Origin of the sequence: Salmonella sp. NW722 (assembly GCF_051702785.1) — a bacterium.
GTDB lineage: Bacteria > Pseudomonadota > Gammaproteobacteria > Enterobacterales > Enterobacteriaceae > Salmonella > Salmonella enterica.
On sequence record NZ_JAMMIN010000002.1, the window covers coordinates 679186 to 705068 of the forward strand.

At 51.4% G+C, this 25883-nt stretch carries 7 protein-coding genes, 1 other RNA gene and 1 pseudogene; 3 read left to right on the forward strand and 6 right to left on the reverse strand.

Annotated features, from left to right (window positions below; genetic code table 11):
• Positions 1-381 precede the first annotated feature (381 nt).
• The 3 genes and pseudogenes from NA330_RS07600 to NA330_RS07610 all read left to right on the forward strand — a co-directional run bounded on the left by NA330_RS07600 (position 382) and on the right by NA330_RS07610 (position 7346).
• Entirely contained in the window at positions 382-4158 is a 3777-nt protein-coding gene (locus NA330_RS07600; RefSeq protein ID WP_023242173.1) for a hypothetical protein, read from the forward strand.
• A 216-nt stretch (positions 4159-4374) separates the two neighbouring features.
• Positions 4375-4886: pseudogene (locus NA330_RS07605) on the forward strand (phage polarity suppression protein).
• A 474-nt stretch (positions 4887-5360) separates the two neighbouring features.
• Entirely contained in the window at positions 5361-7346 is a 1986-nt protein-coding gene (locus NA330_RS07610; protein WP_023242170.1) for an ATP-binding protein, read from the forward strand.
• A gap of 39 nt (positions 7347-7385) precedes the next feature.
• On the opposite strand, the gene NA330_RS07615 is transcribed toward NA330_RS07610, so the two are convergent.
• The 6 genes from NA330_RS07615 to bapA all read right to left on the reverse strand — a co-directional run bounded on the left by NA330_RS07615 (position 7386) and on the right by bapA (position 25491).
• Positions 7386-8576, reverse strand: coding sequence for an integrase domain-containing protein (locus tag NA330_RS07615; RefSeq protein ID WP_023242169.1), 1191 nt, complete (start codon positions 8574-8576; stop codon positions 7386-7388).
• Between the two features lie 184 nt (positions 8577-8760).
• Positions 8761-9123, reverse strand: a transfer-messenger RNA (tmRNA) gene (gene ssrA, locus NA330_RS07620).
• A 71-nt stretch (positions 9124-9194) separates the two neighbouring features.
• Positions 9195-10358, reverse strand: a complete 1164-nt coding sequence (locus tag NA330_RS07625; RefSeq protein ID WP_072103235.1) for an HlyD family type I secretion periplasmic adaptor subunit — start codon at positions 10356-10358, stop codon at positions 9195-9197.
• Between the two features lie 7 nt (positions 10359-10365).
• Positions 10366-12546, reverse strand: a complete 2181-nt coding sequence (locus NA330_RS07630) for a type I secretion system permease/ATPase (RefSeq protein ID WP_023242167.1) — start codon at positions 12544-12546, stop codon at positions 10366-10368.
• The gene (locus NA330_RS07635; protein WP_023242166.1) at positions 12543-13952 is read right to left on the reverse strand and encodes a TolC family outer membrane protein; all 1410 of its coding nucleotides are present in this window, start codon (positions 13950-13952) and stop codon (positions 12543-12545) included. Before NA330_RS07635 ends, NA330_RS07630 begins: the two co-directional genes overlap by 4 nt.
• A 64-nt stretch (positions 13953-14016) precedes the next feature.
• The gene (gene bapA, locus NA330_RS07640) at positions 14017-25491 is read right to left on the reverse strand and encodes a biofilm-associated protein BapA (RefSeq protein WP_023242165.1); all 11475 of its coding nucleotides are present in this window, start codon (positions 25489-25491) and stop codon (positions 14017-14019) included.
• Positions 25492-25883: the final 392 nt, after the last annotated feature.

The window sequence follows — 25883 nt, forward strand, 5'->3', positions numbered from 1 at the left end:
TGGGGGAGGTGGTTGAGTTTGTTGGGGATTTTTATTTTTTGCGCGAAGGCGAAGGCGCAAAAGAGTGGCGATAGTGTTGATATGGAAGGGGGTATCTTGTTGATTATTAAGTTGATTGTTGTAGGAAGGATTTTGCGTGTTAGTCGAGGCTTGTGGGTGGACGTCATAGGTTTGTTGCTTCTAGCTGATCTGATAGCCTTTCGTTCAGACCTCTATCTACTTGGAGTAGACGTTTAATATTCTGATGGGGATTTCAGGAGCTGTCAGGCTATAAGCTAGGGGCACCTCACAACCATAATCACCTTGAGGGACTACAGTAAGTGAGAAAATAAGTATTCATTTTAAGTTAGGTTACAATCAGCAAAAGGCAAGAATGCTAAGATGATGAACAAAATGAATAATTACTCCCCAAATTGGTATCTTTTGCATAAGTTATTGGTTGATGAAACACCTGTGTTCACTCGGGATAGACTCTGGACTTACAAAGAGCATCAGCATGCCAGAGCGCTCGCGATCTATCTTGCGCACGCCACTTTGGCAACCCCTGTACTTAACAAAACAACTATAGCTGAACTATTATCTGGATCGAGAGGCTGGCCATGTAAAGATGGTAAGCACCATTTTATACAAACTAACTGTTCGCTTGATTTCCTCGAGGATGCGGGATTTTTGTCATTTTACGCTGACTGGTGTAGCGTACATTGTCAACATCCTTGGCAAACAGAAGTGCTCGATGACAGTATTATCGATATTTTGAACACAGCGGAACAGCTTAAACAGATACGGCTTGGCTTGAATGATTTTATTGAACCACACTTTTGCATAAATGTTAACGAACTTACAGCACTATTAAGTGAAGAATTTGGCAACGTTTCTCTGGAAACATTATTACCACTATGTACGCGGATAAACGACGCTGTCAGTGTTGCACCTGAGACCTCAAAATTCACTCCTCTTCATAGTACTTATCTCTGGCAAACTCTACTTGAGAAGTATCCTGCGAAGGAGGCGTTTAGACGCTGGATGCTATGTATACAAGTACAGGGAAGGGCTATTGTTCCTGTACTATTTAGCCTTCTGGAAAAGAAGCAAGAGGAAATGTTTTTTGAAGAAATTGAAAGGCTCTTATCATCAGAACTCTCATCGTCATATTCATTGAAAACTATATTCAAACAAGTTACAAATTCTCAATATTTCCGGCAACTTGTTGAGTCTCGAACTATACAATTTAATGTATCCCTGAACGAGGATATGCCTGAAAGTGTAATGAAGTCAGGAATATCAGCTACTGGAAATATAACGGCTCAGGATTTAGATGCGCTATATATGTATCCTGCAGGAGATGACCCCGATGAAATGGAGGCTTTTGAAAAATGGGAACAATTCGGGTATGAACTTGGACTGTCGATGCCCTTAACATGGTTGATCCAAGAGTGTTTGATTCATTCAATCTATATTGACAGACGATGCCTCAGAGGTTCGTCTTTTTCATTAAATCTGCTTGTAATGGCTAAAAACAATCCGGTTTTAAGGCACATCTTGTTTAATATCCTACCACAACGATTCAACTGGACGTATATGCTATTTCTGTTATCCCGTGCCGATACTTGTGATACAGCCTTAGTTCATTTGATCAGTAGGGGAACGCTTCATTCTCTCTTGAGCAGTTATTCTGGGGCTGCGGGTATTGAGAAAACCTACAGGGAAGCGCTTTTAAAAGAGTATTTACGAACAATTGAGGGCTGTGATGCCAATGGGCAACGTCTACTGAAGATTGCATATCATATCGCTGATTTATGTGGTTTCTATAATGACAATTATATTGATTCGCCAGAATACAGAATATTAACTTGCCTACTGCAACGTCTTGACGATGCGAGTGTGCTGCAATTGGTCAGTTCTTTCATTAAGCAATTAGAAGAGCAACTACCTCGACGAGTTTTGAGGCTTAAAGAAAGAAGTATTTACTATATTGGGTTTTGGCTCGCTGAGCGTATTGAAAAAGTGGAGGGAAATCATAAACAAAAGATTCAGCAAGAATTGTGTACCTGTTTGTATACCTTCTATCAAACAGCCTTTGAAGAATGTTTTAGTGGAAAGCGCCGAGATCTTGAACCTGGCGCTTTTTTTGCCTCCTTACCATGGGCAAGTCTGATTGCAGTAAAAGGAGCTAGTCCTTTGCTTTCTATGTCAGTGAGGATATTAGATTGGAAAGATTCACTGACATATGAAAATAAAAACTGGTCGGCAGTTGCTTCTGCTATAAGGCATTACATGCAGACTTTGATGTGTGTTGTTAAGTGCAAAATTGATGTCATTGAGCACAAAAGGGTTTGGCGAAAAGTAACAGAAATAGTGTGTTCGTATGGGTTTGGAAAACAGGAAGGTAGGGTATATATATTTGATAGGTATATTACTGATAATACTAGGGATTTATGGGTGGCCTTTAGTGTTTTTTTGAATAGTATCCCCGATGATCTCTATGTTGATTTTATCGAACAGTGTAAAGAGAGAATTCCAGTTAGCTCCTTGTATATCATGCTTGACCATTGTCATATCTTGGCTAGAGAGCAGGTTTTGCAGGATATTATTTTAGCTCGTCGAGATCTGGATAAAGAAAATTTAGGTCTCAATGATCTTGAATTAGCATTCATATCGGCATGTGACAATAATCATTTAAAATTAGCTTGGGGGGTCTTGCAGGCAGCAAAACCTATTCTTAGTCGACTTAGAAGTATGAAAAACATTGATTTGCTAGAGCGTATTTGTCGATGGGAAGGATATGCTTATAAGTATGAACATTTAAGATTATTTATGGAGTTAAAAGATAATCCTAATGAATATATTAGGGCCTCTAAGTTAATATCTTTCAAGAAACCTGATATAGATTTATCTGAAAACAACATCCACTTTAAGAATTTGTCTTATGAATGTGACCAGTTTAGTCGTTACATTTGTGCAATAGCCTTGTATAAAAGCGATCCGGAGAAAAGTGTAAGTATAATGGAGTCCCTTTATAGGACTAGTAAGAGCCTTCACCATTCCTTTGCCCTTTTTGTGGCAAGAATTGAATATGGCGAGAAAGTGGGGGATCTTTCACTTCTATCTCTCGCTCTTAATAAATTTCTCATATCTATTAAAGAGACGAAACCCCAAGATATTGGAACTCAGTGGGCAAGCCAAATACTGGATGCTATGCGGAAACTGAATTTTCAACATCAGGCTGATATTTTCTGGCGAAAATTAACGCCTGAGCAGCGTAACACCAAAGAAATAATGCTGCCATATTGCCTTGCTCTTGTAGAACGAAACGAAGTCTGGGCAGCACAGCAGATCATTGATAATTATCGAAAATTAAATGCTGATATCGGCGACGATACCAGTCTAATGCCACTTCTTGAGAAGTTAAATAAGGCTCTTCCTGAAGAACCTGTTGTGACTGGTATTTTCAGGGCTATGGTTGAGTCACAGAAGAATAGTACATTCCAACTCGCCAAACAATACGGTTTGATCGTTAGTCGTAAATTTAACGAATATGTCAAAATTATTGGGAATGGCCAAACTACTGAGATTTTCTTGAAAGATGTGGTTATCAGCATTGGTCGTGAACTTCTGATGCGCAAAAAAAATCTTCAGCTTCAAGCTGGTAGGAGAGCAAAAGGTACAATAACCAGCCAGATTACTAATGAGGATCTGATTAATGATTGGTTTACGTCGTTGTTTGATATGCGTATGTCTGAAGCCAGGATTGGTTTTGGTGACCAGAAAAGGATGGGGCGCTCAGCATCGGGTCAAAGTATCGGAGAAATAGATGGTGTTATTAAGCACAGTGATAATACTAGAATTGCTATTTTTGAGGCTTTTCGCCTTTTCTCACTTGAAAAAAGGACTATTAGTGGGCATTTGGATAAGATTTCATCTTATGATAATGAGGGGCTAAGTCCGGTATTTATTATAGTTTACTGTGATATCGACGATTTTACGCAACTGACAAAAGATTATAAAAAATATGTTTCAGATATTAGTTATGCTGGTTTTACTGATAAAAAGAAACGTGTTGAAACGGTAGAGATAACTGACCAATTATGGCTTGGCAAGGAAGTTCGATACCGTGTGAAAGATATAGTTTTCTATCATCTCCTTCTGAATATGAGATAAAATTTAGCACCAGTGGGGGTAAGGCTTGGACTTACCACGAAGTTTGGATTTTCAGGTTTATATGCATGGATATTACCCTTATTCCTTACGGGCTAATTCTTCTTAGGGTTGAGAGAAAATGGACGAGGCATTAGTAACCTGTACTCCTTTGGTAAACACATGCAGGTGTAAGTTAGCTCCTCCCTGACCTTAGAGCAGGCGTTTGAAGCCTGTCAGATGAACAAAACGGCGTGGCTGGACCGTAAAGCCGAACTGACCGCCGCAGAGCAGGAATATCAGGAATTATTGCTGGATGACACGCATCAGGTTCCCGCAGATTACAGACATTGCGTGACCTGATTGACGTAAAAAAATGGGAGGTGAATCAGGCCGCCGGTCGCTACATCTTCTCGCATGAGGAGGTGCAACTTAACTGGCTCCATGACTTTATGCAGCAGCACGGTGCGGAGCTGGCCGCCACGCTGGCACCTGAGCTGATGGGGTATAACGAACAAATTCCCGCAGTAAAACAGAGCGCCATGCAGCACTCAGTTGATTATCTGCGTGAAGCCCTGCCGGTGTGGCTGGCCGCAGGTGAAAAAATTAATTATTCTGCGCAGGACAGCGATATTTTAACGGCCATCGGATTCAGGCCTGATGCCGCTTCGCGGGATGGTAATCGTGAAAAATTCACCCCTGCACAGAATATGATTTACACCCGTCGACGCACCGAACTGGCCGCGCAGTAGCCCGTCAAAAAATCCCCGTAAATCCCGCTATTTTTAACCAAATAAGCCATGCATCCATAAGGTGCATGGTTTTGCATGTGTTTTCCCGCCCCTGCCTGTGCCTGTGCCTGTGCCTGTGCCTGTGCTTGTGCCTGTCGCGGCGCAGCCTGAGGCCACTTTTGCACCTCATTAAAAGCGGTCTCTTAAGCGGGCGGGCGTGTCGGGGAGAGCATTGCGCGCTAAGTTAAAGATACTTTTAATTTTACAACTATGTTGTGATATTTTTTTAACTCGCCAATTCAATAGTGATAAAACAATCGTTTATAGATCATAAGAATCAATTTCAAACTAACAATCGTCAAAAGCTATGTTTTGTGATTGGCTATCTAAAAATACTGGCTTAATTATTTGACGTGATCTAAAGTACTGATGAAATTATTATACTGATTTAATTTTTTAACTGCTAAAAATATTAACAAAAAATAAGGGACTCACATGGCAGAGAAATCATTTAATGTAGAAGTACAGATAGATTATTTAGATAAGGTTTCTAAATCTTCTGCATTACAAGCAATCGCTGAGTTGGTATGGAATGCCTTAGATGCTGATGCTGAAAATGTATATGTTGATTTGACAGAGTCTGAGTTAGGACTCTCGCATATATTTATCAGGGATGATGGTAATGGTATTCCCTATGAGAATGCAGAAAAGTTATTTAGTTCACTGGGCGGGTCATGGAAAAAAGACAAGGTTTTATCAGAAAGAAAATCTCGTTTTTTACACGGAAAAGAAGGGCAAGGACGTTTTAAGGCATTCTCAATAGGTCGATATATTGAGTGGAATACTACTTATTTACTTGATGATGTATATTATGAATATAAAATAAAAGGAATAGCTGATAATAAGAAGAAAATTTCAGTTTCTGATAAGGTTGTATCAAGTGAAACTAAATCAGGAACAGTTGTTTCTATATTGGAATTGGTGAAAAACTTCACCTCATTGACACCTCAAAAACTATCTGAGTTTCTTTCCACTACACTTGCTTTATATCTTAGTAAATACCCATCCGTAAAAGTATTTGTAAATCGAGAACAAATCGATCCAACAGCACAGATTTTATTTGATACAAGCTATAAATTAGACGATGTGGTTTATTGTGATGAATTACATTCATATGAGTTACAAGTTATTGAATGGAAGTCAGCTAAAGAAAATGAGATTTTTTTATGCGACAAGGAAGGATTTCCCTTAATAAGTTATGAGAAGAAAATTAGAGGGACTAGTACATATTCTTATTCTGTTTATTTGAAGTCTACACATTTGACCAAACTTTCCCATGAGGGTACTTTGTCGCTCATGGATTTAGAGCCTTCTTTAAGTCCTGTATTAAATAAAGTCGAAGGTTTGATAAAGGAACACTTCAGGAAAAGAGATCATGAAAAGTCAAGGGAGCTAATTGATAAATGGAAAAATGAAGGTGTTTATCCATATGTGGGTAAGGCCGAAAATATTGTTGAGGATGCTGAAAGAAAAGTATTCGATATTATGGCCATCAATGTTATAAAATACATACCACAATTTGATAATGGCGACCTTAAACTTAAGAAATTTCAGTTTAAATTACTCAGGCATATTGTTGGGAGTTGCCCTGATGACTTGAGAACTATATTGGAGGAGGTTCTCTCGCTTCCTAAGGAAAAACAAACTGAATTGGCTGAGATATTAAGGGATGCCTCATTGTCAGCTGTTATTAGTGTTTCAAAAATAATTACTGATAGATTGAAATTCATATCTGGGCTTGAAAATGTATTATTTCATCAGAATACAAGAAAAGTATTCAAAGAGAGAAGTCAGCTTCATAAAATAATGGCGGATAATACATGGTTTTTTGGTGAGTCTTTTACATTGAGTGTCAATGATAAGTCACTAACTGAGGTATTAAGAGTACATTTAGAAAAGCAAGGGATTGATATTCCAGTTGATGAAAAAGTAACAAGGATAGATGGTAGTGTAGGTATTGTTGATTTAATGCTTACTAGAAGTATAGGCAAAAATTACCCAGATGAGCGTGAGCATATTATTATCGAGTTAAAGGCACCTAAAGTAAATATAGGTCAATCAGAAATAGAACAGGTTAAATCCTATGCGTATGCAGTTGCTGAAGACTCAAGATTTAATGGTTTAAAAACAAAGTGGAACTTCTGGGTTATATCAAATGAGCTCACAACTTATGCTCTCAGAGAATTAAAACAAAAAAATCTTCCTGAAGGTGCAATATATCAAGCTGAAGAAATGACTATTTGGATAAAAACGTGGTCTCAACTTATTCAAGAGAACAAACATAGATTGGGTTTTCTACAAAATCAGCTTAATATATCGTATGACCGTGAAGATGGTCTACAGTTCTTAAAGCAAAAGTATGCTGAGTACACTGAAGGCGTTGTATTTGAAAATGAATCACAGGATGAGTATATAGATTAACATAATTGAAAGTCTCGTCAGTTTATTCTGGCGAGTTTCTTAAAGACTGGACGTTTTATTACCCCACCAATTCATTAATTCTATTCTTTGCGGAAGATATATAGAGCGATTATAAGCTCTTCGTACTTCATCTTTATCACTATGAGCTAGTGCTGCCTCAATAACATCAGCATTGAATCCTGCTTCATTCATGGCAGTACTGGCTATAGAACGTAAACCATGTGCTACAAGCTTACCTCCGAATCCAATTCGTTTTAAAGCAGCATTAGCCGTCTGGCTATTCATATCTTGTTTTGGATCATTCCTGCTGGGAAAAACATGTTCTCGGTGAGCGCTAATTGGCTTCATTACATCCAGAATCTCTAATGCCTGTGGTGATAAAAGAACAATGTGTTCCCGCTTAGCTTTCATCCGTTCGGCTGGAATAGTCCAAAGCTTTGCATCGAGATCGATTTCTGCCCAACGAGCACCGGAGGCCTCAGAAGGGCGCACAAGCGTCAGGAGTTGCCATTCAATGAGACAGCGAGTCGGAACAGACAGATTTGACATCACTAAAGAACGCATCAGCTTCGGCAATTCTTCCGGACGCAGTGTCGGCATGTTTTGTTTTTTGGGCTTCTCAAAGGCCATCCCAACACCTGATGCTGGATTAGCATCAATCAGGCCAGTGTTTACGGCATAAATCATTATCTCGTTAATGCGCTGCACCAGTCGACGTACAGTCTCAAGCGCCCCACGAGCTTTGATTGGCTCAAGAGCTTCAATCAATGTTCGGGCTTTGATTTGCTGAACAGGGATCTCACCGATGGCAGGGAATACATCTTTTTCCAGTGAACGCCAAATGTCTTTTGCGTAATCAGGGGTAACGCTTTTGCTTTTGAGCTGGAACCAGTTAGCGGCGACCGTTGAAAAAATACTGTCCAGTGCGATTTGCTGCTGTTCCTCTGCAACTTCAGCTTGAATTTGCGGGTCGATTCCGTTGGCTAATAAGGCAAGGTAATCAGCTCTTAACCCTCGGGCATCAGCAAGCGAAAGTGAAGGGAAAGCACCGAGCCCCATCATTGTTCGCTGCTTTGTTGCCGGGCGTTGATAACGGAAACGCCAGAGCCTTTTCCCGCTGGTTTTCACTATCAGGAAAATTCCATCGCCATCATGTAGCGTTAGATCCTTCTCTAACGCTTTAGCGCGCAGAACTTCGGTGTTGGTCAGGGGGCGTGTTGTCCGTGCCACTGTGGCCGCTCCTTCATGAATTGGTATACGCTTTTAGGTATACATCCTACCGTATACCTAAACGTATACCAATAATCACCGGATTTAGCCGGATGTTCTCGGACAAGGACAGGCACAAAAAAGCCCGCAGGGCTTGTGCCGTGCGGGCTTTCTGTACTTCACCGGACGTATCCGGATCATCATTTGGTGGAGCTGGCGGGAGTTGAACCCGCGTCCGAAATTCCTACATCCTCGGTACTACATGCTTAGTCAGTCTTTACATTCGCCTGGCACCTGCGGACGGACACGCCACTACCAGACTAGCCTGATTCGTTTTAACGCTTCAACCCCAGGCAGGGCATCCACGCGATCTCTTTTGGGTTTGACCTCTCTTGATCCCCGTCCTAAGAGCGGAGGCTAGGGAGAGAGGGCTCTAAGCAGGTTATTAAGCTGCTAAAGCGTAGGTTTCGTCGTTTGCGACTATTTTTTTGCGGCTTTTTACGAGGCCAACCGCCCCTCGGCATGCACCTTGGGTTTCGCAAATCCCGTCGAATCCAGAATCAGCCCCAATGTGTAAGGTAAGTATAACAGACTTGTGACACGCGTGACCAGCCCCCGTATCTTCTTATCTTCAACGATTTACCGCTCGCGCAGCGCTTCTTTCGCGCGATTAAACGGTTTGATTAAATAGTCGACAATGGTTTTTTCACCAGTTTTGATATCCACCGTGGCGATCATGCCTGGAACAATCGAAAAACGGCGTCCTGATTTATTTTGTAGATAGTCCTGGTGGGTGCGGATAAACACGCGATAGTAGAAAATTTCCGGTTTCACTTTATCCTGAATGGTGTCCGGTGAAATGGTCTCCACCACGCCGTCAAGCCCGCCGTAAATGGCGTAATCGTAAGCAGTAATTTTAACCAATGCGCGTTGGCCGGGATGAATAAAGGCGATATCACGCGGCGAAAGGCGGGTTTCAATCAGCAGACGATCGTCTACCGGCACTATCTCCATCATCTCGCCGTTAGGCGGGATCACGCCGCCAATCGTCGTGACCTGGATATTTTTAACAATGCCGCGTACCGGCGAACGCACGGTGAGGCGGGTGACGGAATCCTCGCGTCCTTTTAAAATGGCGGAGAGCATATCGACCTCAGCGTTCGCTTTCGATAACGCTTCGCGTGCCTGCACATAATATTGTGAGCGCAGATCGGTAATTTTTAAGCCTAAATCGCTTTTTTGTCGTTGCAGGCGTAGCACTTCAACATGACTGGCCGCGCCGCTTTTCTCCAGCCGCTGGGTAATGGTCAGCTCTTTATTAACCGACGCCAGCGCATCCCGTAGCTCGGCTTCGGTATCGGCCAGCTGCGCGCGGCGACTTTTATAGAGACGCGTCTCTGCGGCAATCAGGTCCGGCCAGCCGTTCAGCTCAGCGGGGAAGGCGAGAGGTAAGTCGCTGACTTCCGCAGTTAACCGTGCGCTGGAGGCGAGTGAAGCGCGATATTTTGCCGCACTTTCACCCACATTGGACGCCAGACGCGTCGGATCAAGCCGGGCGACAATCTGGTTAGCCTGAACTCTGTCGCCTTCCCGCACCGTCAACTGCGCCAGAATGCCGCCATCCAGCGACTGCAGAACCTGTTCGCGTGAACTGGGGATCACTTTCCCGTTGCCGGTGGAAACCTCATCCAGTCGGCCAAACCACGCCCAGATGCCGAGAATGAGAAATAACAGTGAGCTGATCAGAACAATACGACCCGCGCCGGAAAACGCCCGTTCACGCTGAATATCGGGATCGTCCATCGCGGCATCATGCTGATTGGTTTTCATTTTTCCACTCCCGACGGTGACTTTGCATCCGATCCGCGTTAAGCGCCTGCGCCTTTGGCGCGTCCATCACCAGTTGTCCTTCTTTCAGGACAACGACACGCTCAACCAGCTCCAGTATTGGTACCCGGTGCGTCGCGACGACCAGGGTACGATTGCCAAGCCACTGATGTAACCGCTGAATAAACTCTCGTTCCGTATGTTCGTCCAGCGAGGCGCTGGGTTCGTCAAGTAGCACAATATTGGGGGAGCGCAGCAGCATTCTCGCCAGCAACAGGGACTGACGCTGCCCGCCGGACAGGCCGTTACCACCCTCCATAATGGGATGATCCAACCCTTTTGCCAGCCGCCTGACGAAGACGGCGCCGCCGCTGACTTCGAGCGCGTCAAAAATCTGTTCATCGTTGGCGTGCGGCGCGCCGAGCGTCAGGTTCTCTCGTAGGGTGCCGAAGAAAAGCCGCGCGTTCTGGCTAAGAAAGCCGATGTTGCGGCGTAAATCCGCCATATCGATGTGCGACAAGCTGAGATTATCAAGCCGGGCATCTCCCTGAATCATCTCCAGGCCGCCCGCCATCGCCTGTAAAAGTGTGGATTTACCCGCGCCGTTACGCCCCAGTATCGCAATCCGCTCGCCTGGCATGATCTCCAGACGTACGAGGCGCAGCGGTATGCGTTGATCGTCGTTATGGTAACGAAACTGAGCGTTTTCAAAGAGGTAATGCCCGTGGAGGATGTCGCGGTGTATCAGGCTATCGTCATGCTGTGTCTCGGTGGGCAGTTGCATAATGTTGTCGAGACCCATCTTCGCCGCTTTCACCTGCTGCCAGCGCGCCAGCACGCCGCACAGGTTGGCCATTGGCGCGATCATCCGCGAGCCGAGCATCGACGCGGCGACCACGGCGCCGGTAGTCATACTGCCTTCAATGACCATCGGCGCGCCGAACATAATCACTGCGGCATACACCAGACTTTGTACCGACATCCCCCAACTGATAAGCCCTTGCGTGAGTTTGCGGGTGCGTAGACCCGACTCGCCGGTAATACGGATATAGCTATTCCACTGCTGAAGAAAGCGGTTCTCCGCCTGCATCAGTTTAATATCTTCCAGCCCCTGAACGCTTTCGACCAAGACTGCATTGCGTAGCGTCGCTTCGTGGGCGGCCTGGTTGGCGAGGACAGCCAGTCTTTTTTGCAGTGCGACGCCCGGCAGGATCATCAGTAGAGCCGCCACGGGCGCTATCCATGCCAGCGGTGGGGCAATAATCGACAGGACTATCATAAACAGGAAAAAGAAAGGCAGATCGACAATGGTCGCCAGCGTTGAAGAGGTAATCATCTCGCGGATCTGCTCCAGTTCGCGTAACTGCGAGATAAAACTGCCGGTGGAACGGGGGATAGCGCTGTTGCGCAGCCTTAACGCATGACCGAATACCCGATCGGAAATGCGCATATCGGCGCGTTTACCGAGCACGTCCATAATGTGCGTACGCGCTTCACGCAGCAGAAAACCGAACAGCACCGCTACCAGCACGCCGAAGGAGAGCACGTACAGGGTAGGATATGACTGAGCGGGGATCACTCGATCGTAAACCTGCATAGAGAACACAATCCCGGCCAGCGACAGCACGTTAATCAGAAAGGCGGCGACCATTACCGGTAAATAAGGGCGAATATCCTGCAGAACCAGCTCGCGCATCCAGTCGGGTTTAAAGCGGGAGATATAGCGATCGACGCGGCTATCCTTGAGCGCCGATAGCGGGCGTAGCGCGGCAACATAGAGGATCTCCGGCAATAACTCGCTGAACGTCAGGCGGTTACGCTGACCCTCTTCTTCAATCACAAAAACGTCTACCGCATCTTCGCCATTAACATGCTCGATGACCAATAACTGCCCGTCCCGGAGCTCGACAACCAACGGCAATCGCCACTGACTAAATGCCGTTTTGTCTATGTCCGGCGCATGAAAGGATAAACCCGCCTGCCGCGCGAGCTGCGTTAAGGCGGTCGTTCTGCTTTTACCCCTAAACCACGGGGCGTTGGCCTGAATTGAACCGGGAGAACAGGCAACGCGATAATGACCGGCGACATGGCTGATGGCCTGCGCCCATTGGCTTAGCGCGCGCTCACTGAGTACCTCTTCTACATCGGGGGCGGCGCGGGTCATGGCTGGATCTCCACGGATTGAATGCTGCGATGATTTAACGCGAACGCCTGACGAAGCGCGCCGGTGTTATACAGACAGTTCAGTTGCAACTGATGCAACTGGCTTTCCGTTTGCAGTTCGGCAAAACGCGCCTGGTAAACCTCCTGCTCCGCATTAAGCACGTCGAGCAGCGGGCGGGAACCGAGGTCAAGGTATTGCTGCTGATACAGTTCGCGCGTGCGTTCGCTAAGCTGCTGTTGCCGACGAAGGATTTGTAACGCGCTGGCAAGACTCATTGCCTGGCTGCGCGCCTCCATCAGTTTCTGGCGGACATTAAGCCGGGTGCGCTGAATGGTCGACTGAGCCGCGTCTACCGCATGGCTGGCGGCGTTGCGTCGGGCAGTCAGCCCTCCGCCCTGATAAAGCGGCATCTCAACTTTTACCCAGGTGGAATACTGGGTTTTATCCAGCACTTCATGACTGGGATATTTATCATTAAGATAATGTTGTACAGAAGGTTCGAGCGAAATCGTCGGCGTCATTTGCGCGCTGGCATAGTCCAGATTCGCCCGCGCAACGTTGGCCTGCGCCCAGGCGGCCAGTACCGCGGGCACCAGTCGATCGTCGGGAGTCGCCGTCTCACAGCTGCGAGCAAGTTTCGCCGGGAAGTCATTATTGATGCCGTTAAGCGAATTCCAGCCCAGCCAGCTCATCAGTGAGGCTTTCGCACTGTCGAGATTGGCCTGATACTGCGCCAGTTGCGAGCGGGCGGATTCGATTCTGGCTTCGGTTTGCACTACGTCAGATAGCGACGTAGCGCCTTCATCGCTGCGCTGCCGGATAAGTTTACCGATGCTGTCCAGCGCGGTGAGCTGTTCTTCCGCCGCGTCTACCATTTGCTGCCAGCTCTGCGTTTGTACAATGGCGTTGGCGGTTTCGTGCGCGACGGTATCAATACTGAGCAACACATTAGCCTGTTGCTGTGCTGCGCCTGCGGTTTCGGCGCGAACCTGGCTTGCCACTTTGCCGAAGTCATAAAGCATTTGCGATACCGACAGCACCAGCGAGGGACTATACCCGTGATCGGTGTAGGTATTGCTGTACCCATTGTTCACGCCAGCGCTGACTTGCGGATAATATTTCGATTTGGCGACCTCTATTTGTTCATTCTGTGCGAGCAGTTTGCCGACGGCTTCGCGAATAGAAGGATGCCAGTTAACGGCGCGATTGACCGCGTCATTGAGCGTCAGGTTGCCCGGCGCGGCGGCGCTGAGCGGCAACTCAGCGGCGGAGCCATCCAGCGAAGGAAGCATCTGGTCCGTTGCTAATCCTTCGGATGTAATCATTGGCGGCGCTTCTGCGCCCCGGGGCTGGTGATGAAACAAAGCAAATGCCAGTACGATGGCGACAGGCGCGACTCTTCCCATAGTTTATCCCTTTTAAATATCACCGCTTGTTGCCCCGAACGTCGTGGCGTTCGGGGCTTTTTTATCAACCGCCGGTTATCAGGTGGTTGTTCTGCAACAGATCATTTAGCGTGAGCTGCACATTCTCCAGAGTGACAAGGTCGGTTGATTTAAACGCGCTGCCGGCGCCGTCGCGATCGACGGATATCACCGTATTGGCGCCGCTGGTATGAACCTGAACAAAGTTACCCAGCGTCGCCGCCTGGTGATCCCAGCCGGTCAGCAGTTCGTGGATATCGATCTTGTCGCCCTGCGCGGTAGAGAAGTTTTGCCAGCGATCGGCGCCGTTGCCGCCGGTCGCGTCCGCGCCGTTTAACAGGTGGTAAATCAGCGTATCGCCATAGGCGGAGCCGATGAGAACATCGTTTTGGTTGGTACTGACGATTTGCGGCGCCATATCAATGGTCAATGTGGCGCTATCCGTATGACCCATCTTGTCATCCAGTTGATAGGTAAAGACCTCTTTACTGGTGATGGACGACATCGCGACGCCATTATTCAGGGTGTAGGTGTAAGCGCCATCAAGGTTAATTTGCAATGTGCCGTAATGTCCCTGAATCGTGGCGCTGGTGGTATTCGCCGCGGCGTCCAGCGTGGCGGCGCTGCCGTTATACCCGCTAATGCTCAGGCGGGTATTCACCGTATTAAGCTGATCCATCGCCCCCGCCGCGTCGCTGCCGTCAAAAATATTGCCGAGAACGGTATGCGTTCCGGACGTTTCAAAATTATCCAGATCGACGGTGGTGCCGATGACGCGTGGCGTGATCGTCGCCGCCCCGGCCAGGGTATTGGTGCCGGTAAAGTTCAGCGTGTACGTTCCGGCATCCAGCTCCAGGCCGCTCAGGTTAACGGTCACCGTCGCGCTGCCCAGCGTGATATTCGCCACCGGAACGGTTCCGTTGCGTATGACGGTCCCGTTCTCCTGAATGGCCCAGCTAATATTCAGATTGCCCAGCGTAATGAGCGTGGAGACATCAAAAACCAGTGACGCGCCTTTAAGTACGGTGCCCGTTGCAACGTCAAAGGTGCCGCTCCCGCTGCCCGATTTGCCGAGTAGCCCCCAACTGGCGCTGCCGACGCTGGAGTCCAGCCAGGCAGCGGTATCCTGAAGCGTGGCGACGCTAAGGGTATCGCTGACATCATTAATCGCATCCAGCGCCCTGGCGGTTGGCGTGATATTGAGTGAGGCCGTATCGGTATCGCCGTTTGGCGCTTTGACCGTATAGATAAAGCTGTCCGGCGTTTTAATGCTGTCGGCGCCGACGCCGTTCTTCAGCGTGTAGGTATAGTTGCCTCTTGCGTCAATGATGAGCGAACCATACAGCCCGTTTACCTCCGTCGTGCCGGTCGTCGCAATCGCCACGCCGTTTACTTCAGTGAGGAGGGCGTCCGTAGGGGCGACATCATTGGTCAGTACGTTGCCGGTGGTGTTGGCGGTGATACTGTCAACGGCATAGGTGTGGTCCTGGGAAATCGCCAACGTATAGCCAGTGAGGACGCTAATGCCGCTGGCGGTATTCAGCACGAACAGGTATTCGCCGCCAGGCAACGTCAGGGTCAGCGGCTGGGACTGTCCGGCTAACAGCAGGGTGTTAATCCAGCCCTTTTGCACCCGGAACTGCTCATATTGCTGAATGGCATCGTTGAAGCGATAAACGTACAGATCGAACGTGGAAACCAGTGAGACGCCGCCGACGGTTCCCTGTAACGTCATGGTTCGCGTAGCGCCTTCTTCAACGTTAAAGATGATCGGATTAGTCATATCATCAAGCAGATTCGCGTTCAGTACATTACCAAGTCCGACGCTTAATACCGTGACGCCGCTTTGTGTCGAGGGACCGTTGTTGACGTAGCTAACGTGAGTATCAAAGACCAGAGAGGCGTTATTGTCTGTCGCTATCACGCTGCCCGGTACAGGCGCGGGACCCAAATTAATAACCAGTTGCGCGGCGCTGCTACCGACGCCATTCTGGGTGATGGTGTAGGTGAAGCTCTCTTTATGTCCGTATCCCGCCGTGGGCTTAGTCAGCGTGTAGGTGTAACTGCCATCCTGATTAATGTGCAGCGTGCCGTATTGTCCCTGGATATCCACGCCACCCGCGCCGACCGGCGTACTGACGCCGTTGGCGTTGGTGATGGCGGTGACCGTGGTGCCCGTCGGCGCGGTATCATCAGCCATGACGTTGCCGGTACTGATGGTTGGCCCGCTAATAATACCTGCGCTGGTCTGGTGTACATCGACATCCAGGCTGGTATATGACCCGGTGGCGAGCAGACTGGTGTTATAAGTGAGTACCCGGTACTGGCCTTCGCCCAGGCCGCTCAGGTTCAGGGTAACGCCGCTCCCGGTCAGGGTAAGCAAATTCGCGAAGTCGCCAACGGCGGTGTTGACGATCGTCGTCCAGGCGCCGAGGCTGGTGTCGTAGCGCTGTACCACAATCTCCTGAGTACTGAGCAGCGAAAGCACGATTCCCGTTGCGGCGGCATCGATGGTGACGTCGCCCGTACCACCTTCAGCAATGGTGAACTCAACCTGAGCGGTATCGTTGCCCAAAACCGAGGCGACATTGCCAAGCGCGCCAACCAGCAGCAGGCCGTAATCCGAATAGTTTTGCGTGCTGGTGACGGCGGTAGAGGTCAGATCAAGACTGGTGATGTTATCCCTTGCTGCCAGCGGCAGAACCGGCGCGGTAATGCCTAACGTGCCAGAGGCGTTACCCGCAGCGTCAGTCGCCGTCACGTTAATGAGTTGACCTTCAATTTGTTTTGTCGGCAAGGTGAGAGACCATGCGCCGTTGCTGCCAGCGGTGGTGGTGAGCGTCACGCCCCCCGTCAGCGTGACGGTTACGGTGCTGTTTGCCTCTGCCAGCCCGGAAAGTGAACCGCCATCGGCGCTGAGCGTACCTGACGGCGTACCGGGCGCCAGCGTATCGACAATCACCGTCGCGGCGGTGGAGACGCTGCCTGTACCGTTGGCGTTAGTCGCGGTGGCGGTGAAGGCGTGGCTGCCTTCGGTCAAATTGCCTGTCGGGGTAAAGCTCCAGTTTCCGCTGGCGTTCGCCGTGGTGGTGCCGAGCAGCGCCCCGTTGTTATAAATGCTCACCGTGGCGCCCGCCTGAGCGGTACCATTCAATGTGGGTTGGGCGTCATTAGTGACCTGACCGTTGGCGATAGCGCCGGTATAAATACCCACATCATCCACTACGTTGGTGATGATCGGCGCTTCCGGCACGCGCGTATCGGGCGCGGTAAATCCGGCGGCAATGCCAGTGTTGCCTGCTTTATCCTGGGCAAATGCCAGTAGCGGCTGACCATTGGTCTGCGCGGGCGTGAGTGTGGCGGTGAAGCTACCTGTACCGTCGGCGGTGGCGGTTCCCAGTACCACACCAGTCTCAGAGGTAATCGTCACTGTACTGCCTGCTTCCGCGGTGCCCGTCACGCGATTACCGGTAGCATTGATGACCAGGTTGCCGGGCGCGCCGGGCGCAATGGTATCCACGATAATCGTTATCGATGGCGAAGCGGCGCTAACGTTGCCAGCCGCATCGGCGGCGCTAACGCTATAGGCGTGACTTCCCTGGCCGAGCGCGGCGGTTGGCGTCCAGCTCCAGTTACCGCTGGCATTGGCGTTCACGGTCGCGACCAGCGCGCCATTATCGAAGATGCTTACCGCGCTGTTGGCTTCCGCGGTACCGTTGAGCGTCGGCTGTGTGTCGTTGGTCGATTGTCCATTGCCAATGGCGCCGGTATTGTTCGGGACATCATCAACGATGCTGGTTATAAGCGGAACCGTTGGCGCAAGGGTATCGACCACGATAGTAAACCCGCTGGTGGCCGGGCTAACGTTGCCTGCCGGGTCGGTGGCGGTCACTGTTAATGTGCGCGTGCCGTCGTTTAACCCTGTCGTCGGCGTGAAGCTCCACGCGCCGCTCGCGTTAGCCGAGGTGACGCCAAGCAGAGTGTCGCCATCATAGATACTGACCACGCTGCCCGCTTCGGCAGTGCCGTTCAGCGTGGGGCGGTTATCATTGGTTATCTGACCATTAGCGAGATTTCCTGTGACCCCGCCCGCGACGTCATCCACCACGGACGTCAGGATTGGCGTTTGCGGCGCGGTGGTATCGACCGTCAGGGTGAAAGCCGTACTGTTCGGGCTGCTGTTTCCTGCGGCATCGGTGGCGACGGCGGTGATGACGTGCGTTCCGCTTGCCAGCGTTGAGGTGGAGACGCTCCACGCGCCGTCAGGCTGAGCCGTTGTCGTGCCAATGACCGTACCATTTTCATAGAGCGTGATCGTGGCGCCGGCTTCTGCGGTGCCGCTGAAGGTTGGCGTAGGATCGTTGGTATTTTGGCCGTTCGCGATCGTGCCGAGGCCTGGCGCCTGATCGTCACTGACTGATGTGATTACCGGCGTCAGCGGCGGCGTAGTATCGACGACGAAATTAACGCTGTCCGAAACGGGGCTGGCGTTGCCTGCGGCATCAACGGCAATGACGGTAATTACATGGTTGCCCGTCGCCAGCGAGGCGTCGGGCGTGTAGCGCCAGCTACTGCTATTGTCGGCGGGAATTTCAGCCAGCAGCGTGCCGTTATCGTAGAGACGAATAGTTGTGTTGGCTTCACGGGTGCCGCTAATGACAGGGCGCGCCTCGTCTGTGATCTGTCCTGAACTCAGATTGCCGGTAATGGGGCCCGTACCGTCGTAGACCGTATCAATAACAGGCGCGGCGGGAGCCGTGGTATCAATAGTAAACGAGCGTATTTCGGACGCGGCGCTGGTATTGCCTGCCGCATCGGTTGCTGTCGCCGTCAGGTTCCAGACGCCCGCGCCCAGCGAGGTAGACGGTGTAAAGCTCCAGCTACCGTTGGCCTGAACTTGCGCCGTACCGACCAGCGCGCTGCCATTATAAATCGAGATGGTTGTACCCGCCTCACCGGTACCCGAGAGTGTTGGTCGGGTTTCGTTCGTCGAGCCGCCGTTGGGGACGATGCCCGTTACCGGCGCCGTATTATCTGCCACGCTGGCGATAACCGGCGCGGCGGGCGGTGTGGCGTCAATCGTCAGCACAAATCCGCTGGACACCGAGCTGCTATTACCCGCCGGATCGGTGGCGCTAAGGGTGAACGTGTGGCTACCGTTTGCAAGCGGCGTCTGCGGCGTGAAACTCCACGTGCCGTCGCTATTCACCGTCGTGGTACCGATGGACGCGGGATTACCGTCAAGATAGACATTAATCGTCGCGCCTGCCTCTCCGCGCCCGTTCAGGGTGGGCGTCGCATCGTTCGTTAGCTGCCCGCTAACCAGGTTGCCGGTAATTCCGGGCTGGTCATCCACGACGGAGGTGAGAACCGGGATCGCCGGAGGCGTAATATCGACCACGATCGTCCACGGCGCGGAGACCGCGCTGGTATTGCCCGCCGGATCGGTAGCGCTAACCGTCAGATTATGGCTTCCCTCTGACAAATTGCGGGGCACCGGGAAGGTCCAGCTACCGTTTTCGCCTACCTGAGCCGTGCCAAGCGGCGTACCGTTATCAAAAATGGTGATTGTCGCGCCAGGTTCGCCAGTTCCGTTCAGTATTGGCTGCCGATCGTCGGTGGATTGCCCCGGTAACACCGGAACGGTCGGTTGATTGTTATCGTCAATCACGGACGTGATAACCGGCACATCTGGCGCCTGCGCGTCAATGTTCAGCGTAAAGCCGTCCGAAGGCTGGCCGCTATTGCCGGCGGGATCGGTCGCCACGGCGGTAAAGATGTGTGCGATGCTCTCCAGCGGCGCGTTCGGGGTGAAGCGCCAGTTGCCGCTTTGATCTACCGTAGCGGAACCGATTTCTACGCCGTTATCCAGAATGCGGATCGTGGCGCCTGCTTCTCCCGTTCCGTTGAGCGTCGGGCGTGAATCATTGGTGAGTGCGCCGTTATCCAGCGTACCGGTCATGCCGGGGACATCATCCGTTGCGCTGGTAATAAGCGGTTGCGCCGGCGCGCTAAGATCGACAGTGATCCCGACCGGTGCGGACAGGCCGCCCGGGCCATTCGCATTGGTTGCCTGGACGGTGAAGTAATGTGTGCTTTCGCTTAATGGCGTCGCGATCTCAAAGATCCAGTTCCCGCTGGCGTCAACGGTGGCAAAGCCTGCCGAATCGCCATCAATGAAAACTTCAACGGTAGAGCCGATATCCGTGGTGCCGCGCAGCGTCGGCGTGGTGTCGTCCGTGGCGCCGCCCGCCGCAATATTCCCCTGTACGCTCCCGACATTATCTTCAATCGCCGTGATGGCCGGGACGGCGGGCAGACCGCTGTCGGAAGCGGGAAAATTCGTAGCCGGGCCGTTATTCCCCGCGCGATCGATAGCAATTGCCGTCAGCGTACCGCCATCGGTTTGCGCCGGACTGAGCGTAACGACGAATTCACCGGTGCCATTAGCGACAGCGCTGCCGACCAGGGTGCCATCGGCATGGTGAATTTCAACGGTAGCGTAAGGATCGGCAAGTCCGGCGACGCGCGTGCCATCGTCGTCCACCGTCTGGATCGTTGGCGCGGGCGGGGCAGTGATATCCACGGTAATAGTGATCGGCTGGGTTTGCGCCGTGGTATTTCCAGCATCGTCAGTCGCGCTGAAGGTTAGCGCATGGCTGGCTTCTGATAATTCGGGCGTATTGAATGTCCAGACCCCGTCGGTGACGAGCGCCGTCCCGATTGCCACGCCATTGTCGTAAATCGTGACGGTGCTGCCGTTTTCGCCGCTGCCGTTGATAGTCAGCGTCCGATCGTTAGTAAAGGCGCCATCGGTTAATGGCCCGGTCACTGGCGCAATATCGTCAAGGATCTCATTGACGACGGGCGGCTGCAACGGAACGGTGTCGACGGTGAAGGTAAAGCTGTTCGATACGCCGCTGCTGTTTCCGGCGGCATCGGCGGCAATGGCGGTCAGGGTGTAGACGCCATCCGGCAACGCGCTGGTCACCGACAGCATCCAGGTGCCGGTCTCATCGACGGTGACTACGCCTAAAACGCTGCTGCCGTTATAGAGCGTAATAATGCTGCCGATGTCGCCAGTGCCATGAATGATCGGTGTATTGTCGTCAGTGGTTGCGCCGCTGACAATAGTATCCTGGACTTCGCCGACGTTATCTTCGGCAAAAGTGATAACTGGATTGGCGGGCGCAGTGGTGTCTAGCGTAAAAGTGACTGAGGCGGAAGGTGGACTGATATTGCCCGCTATATCGGTTTCCGTGACGGTAATGGTATAGGTTTCTGGCGTCAGTGCCGCAGGCGTAAAGTTCCAGCTACCGTTATCGCCTACCGTTGTGCGACCAATTTCACTGCCATTATTGTAGAGAATAATCGTGCTGCCGATCTCTCCCGTGCCGCTGAAGGTCGGTGTGGTATCGTTCGTTGCGCCATTATTGCCGATGTTGCCGATAACCGGCGCGACGTTATCGCTGATTAGCGGCGCGTCAGGCTGCGCTGGAGGCTGAGTATCAAGGGTAACGGAGAAAACGCCGGAGGTCTGGCTACTATTGCCTGCGGCATCCGTGGCGGTGGCCGTCAGGATGTTTAACCCTTCGCTCAGATTACGGGTTAGCGGATAGGTCCAGCTACCCTGTGGATTGACCTGGACGGTAGCCAGTTCTACGCCGTTATTGTACAGGGTGATGATGGCGCCGGGTTCGCCGGTGCCGCTGAGGGTCGGCATACGCTGATTGGTAATACTGCCGTTTGCCAGTAGCACCTCGCCTTCTCCGCCTGTGATGGCGGCTGACACGATCTGCGGCGCATCCGGCGCCTGGGTATCGACGCGCAGGGTAAAGCTGAGGGATTCGGGACTTTCGTTCCCCGCCGGATCGTTGGCGCGAGCGGTCAGAAGGTGGTCGCCGTCGCCCAGCGCGGCAGGCGGCGTAAACTGCCAGCGCCCGTCCGTGCCGACCAGCGCCTGACCTATGGCATTGCCGTTATCGTAAAGGATGATTGTGTCGCCTGCGGTGCCGCTACCGCTCAACCGGGGCTGGGATTCCTGGGTAATCTGATTGGTATCAATCGTATTTCCGTCGCCGTCAGTTACGCCGATAACGCCGGGGGCGGCAGGGGCCTGGGTATCAATGGTAATCGTAAAATCGGTCGAAAAAGGCGTGGTGTTGCCGTTACTGTCGCTGGCCGTCACGGTAAAGGTGTAGGTGTCGTCCGCCAGTGGCGAGGCCGTGGTGTAAGCGTAGCTCCAGACGCCGGAATTACCGACGATAATATCTGCTATCCGGGCGCCATTCTGATACAGGTGTACTGTGGAACCCGGTTCACCTGTACCATTAATCGTTGGCGTGCTGTCGTTAGTGAGCCCCAGATGCGCGACGCTACCGAGAATACCCGGCGCATCATCTGTAATGAAGGTGATTACCGGTTGCTGCGGCGATTGCGTATCGACCACCAGGTCGAATGACGCGGCCTGACTGGCATTGCCTTTAGCGTCGGTTGCGATTACGGTCAGTCGATGCGCGCCTTCACCTAAATTTTGCGACGGCGTAAACGTCCAGCCGCCGTTGGGCTGTAGCGTGGCGAATCCCAGCGAAACGCCGTTATCAAAGACTTCGACACGCGCGCCAGCCTCCGCCGTACCGCTAAGGGTGGGGCGGTTGTCATTGGTGGTTTGTCCGTTAACCAGTGGCCCGGTGAAGCTTTCAACATCGTCCAGCACCTGAGTGATAATGGGCTTATCCGGGGCGGTGATATCGGGCGCTTGCGCTGTAGTTGGCGGGCTGACGTTGTTGGCGCTGTCGGTGGCGGTGACGGTAACCTGTTCGCCGTTGGTCTGTGCGGGGACGAGGGGAAGGGTAAAATGACCTTCGCCATCTGCTTTGCCGCTGCCAAGCGGCGTGCCGTCCGGCGTGGCGATCGTGATGGCGCTACCCGGTTCGGCGGTGCCGCTGATACTGGCGCCATCCTCACTAATTACCACGTTTTTCGGCATTTCCGGCGCGGTACTGTCCGGCGCGATAACCGTCGCGGCGGCGCTTTCGTTTTTCGCAACATCGGTGGCGGTAGCGATAAGCGCCTGGCCGTTAGTCTGCGCCGTATTCAGCGGAACGATAAATTGTCCGTTGCCGTTAGCGACGGCGCTGCCAAGTACGGTGTTGCTACTGTCACGGATAGTGACCGTTGCCCCGGCTTCCGCCTGACCGCTTACGGACAGACCGTCGGTCGCCACGATAAGACCGTTCGGTGCCGCAGGCGCAGTTTTATCCGGCGCGTTCAGCGTTTCTACCGGACCGCTATTCGCGGCTTTATCGGTAACGCTAATGCTTAATGTTTCGCCGTTAATTTTCGCCGGGCTAATACCTATTGAGAAGGTGCCGTCGTCGCCTGCCGTTCCACTCCCGAGCGTATTTCCCAGGCTATCTTTGATAACCACCGTACTGCCAGCTTCCGTAGTGCCGGTGAGTTTGTCGCCGACGTCGCTAACCGCCAGGCCTTCCAGCACCGGCGGCTGCGTGTCGATATCAATGGTAAAGGAGACGGACTGCCCGCTGGTGCCGCGATCGTTGGTCGCGGTAGCGGTAAAGACATGGTCGCCATCGGCAAGCGCCAGCGAGGGGGTAAAGCTCCATTTGCCGTCAGCGTCGGCGACAATGGGCGGAAAGGTCGCTACAGGAAAGCCATTATCGTTAATCGATATCGTACTGCCTGGTTCAGCAGTACCGCTGAGGGTTGGGCGGTTATCATCTGTGGCATCGCCATTTTTCAGCAGCCCGGTAACGGCGCCAGCGTCATCCGTCACGGTAAGGATAGTCGGCTGGGCAGGATACTGTGAGTCAGAAGCGGTAAACTCCGTGGCGGGGCCGATATTACCAACGGCGTCCTGAATACGCGCTTCCAGACGCTCGCCGTGGGTCTGAGCCGGATTCAGCGTGATGCTGAAGTGGTTATTTTCTCCGGTAATCGTGGAGCCCAGGTAATTTCCCGCCGGGTCATAGATCGACACGGTACTACCAGCTTCAGCGGTGCCGCTAACGGTTGTGCCGTCTTTCGCAACATTATCAATGGTAGCGGCGTCCGGCGGTGTGGTGTCCACAATGATAGTAGGCGTTGTCGTCACGCGGCTCGTGTTTCCGGCTTTGTCGCTTTGTTCGACGGTAAAGGTATGTTCGCCATCGCTTAACGGCGTAGTCGGCGTAAAGGTCCAGCGTCCATTTTCGTCTACGGTAGCGCTGCCGATAACGGTTGAGCCCTCTTTAATCGTGATGGTATTGCCTGCCTCTCCCTGCCCGGAAAATAGCGGTTTTGCCTCGTCAGTCCGGTCATTATTCTGTAGCGGCCCGGTGAGCAAACCGGTGTTATCGGCAATCAGTTCAACGCGTGGAGCATCGGGGCTGAGTGTGTCGATAGTCAGCGTAAAGCGGGCTGATTCGCTACTTTCGCCTTTAACGTTAGTCGCAATGGCGGTGAAATGATTTTCCCCATCCGCTAGCGCGCTGGTAATGGCAAAATGCCAGTTTCCGCTGGCATCAACCGTTGTGGAGCCTATTTCCTGACCATTGGCGTAAATATGGATGACTGTGCCTGCGCTGCCGGTGCCCTCCAGAGTGGGGGTACTGTCGTTCGTAAACTGATTATTGCTCAGCGTGCCGGTGAGGGGAGCGGCATCATCGATAGCGGCGGTGATAACCGGTGTATCGGGGAGAGGAATGTTGGGCGCATCAATGGTTGCGGATGGGCCGGTATTGCCGGCATCGTCAGTCGCGGTCACGGTAAGTTGTTCGCCGCTAATCTGTGGCGCTGTCAGATCAATACTAAATTTACCGTCGCTATCCGCTTTGCCCTCGCCAACGACGTTGCCTGAGGGATCTTTGATGGTAATGGTACTGCCCGCTTCGGCTTGCCCGCTTACCGTTTTTCCGTCCGCTGAAATCAATAATTCGCCGGGAGCGAGAGGCGGGGTAGTATCTACAGGATTACTGCTACCTGGAGTATTGCCGTTGGGGGTACTGCCGCCGGGATTGCTGTTATCAGGGGGATTACCGTCAGGATTGGTGTTATCGGGGGGCGGATTATCGCCATCCGAATGATGGTGGGAATCGCCGCCGCCGGAAGACGCGATAGCGGCAATGCCGCCAGCCGCCACCGCGCCAGCCAGTACCCACGGCCAAACGGCGCCGCCTGCTTCATGGGAAGCGCCGGAAGTGACCAGCAGTTCATTAATATCAGCGATTTGTTCAAAATGTAGCCCGGCTTGCGGATTTTCTACCCACCATAACGTGCCATCGTTTTCCGCCAGTACCAGCTGGCTTGCGCCCAGATCGTTGGTAACGTAAAAGTTTTTAATCGTGATCGTTTCGCCGGAATGGAGCGTCACCACCAGATCCTGATTAATGCGCGTAAGTTGACTAATTTCCTCCCGGGCCACTGATAATTTAACAATTGACGGGGCGTTAAGAGTGACCGCTGAGGATTCCACAGTGGTGGAGACGCCAGTCAATTTCGAAACCACGGCGAGTAGACGCATAAATCAGCTCCTGATGGATTTGCTCTGTGTATTAATTAACGGGCACAACGTTCAGGGCAAAATGCGTAGACGAGCCTTCCCGTTCATCGTGAGAGATGAATTTCCGTAGCCATATTCTTTTTTATGAGCGTAGGTGGAGGTCTGGTTTTCTCGCCGAATAACCCTTTGTTTTTTGTGCCTGACTAGTGCTTTCGTATTAGATGATATAGTCAGAAAAAAATCTTTCTGCAAATTAAGATCTATTGATAAAGGTGTTAGTGCGTCTGAAATATAACGGAGTTTGTGTTAAGGAGATGTAGGGTGGGCTAACAATATATGATAATTTTTTATTTATCTTTATGTTTTATAATGAATTTTAATTTTTCTTCTTTTTCTCTTTTAACATAAAAACA

Coding starts and splice junctions, on each gene's coding strand:
- NA330_RS07630 (WP_023242167.1), bottom strand. CDS start 12,546: ATGACCCGCGCCGCCCCCGATGTAGAAGAGGTACTCAGTGAGCGCGCG.
- NA330_RS07600 (WP_023242173.1), top strand. CDS start 382: ATGATGAACAAAATGAATAATTACTCCCCAAATTGGTATCTTTTGCAT.
- NA330_RS07635 (WP_023242166.1), bottom strand. CDS start 13,952: ATGGGAAGAGTCGCGCCTGTCGCCATCGTACTGGCATTTGCTTTGTTT.
- bapA (WP_023242165.1), bottom strand. CDS start 25,491: ATGCGTCTACTCGCCGTGGTTTCGAAATTGACTGGCGTCTCCACCACT.
- NA330_RS07610 (WP_023242170.1), top strand. CDS start 5,361: ATGGCAGAGAAATCATTTAATGTAGAAGTACAGATAGATTATTTAGAT.
- NA330_RS07625 (WP_072103235.1), bottom strand. CDS start 10,358: ATGGACGATCCCGATATTCAGCGTGAACGGGCGTTTTCCGGCGCGGGT.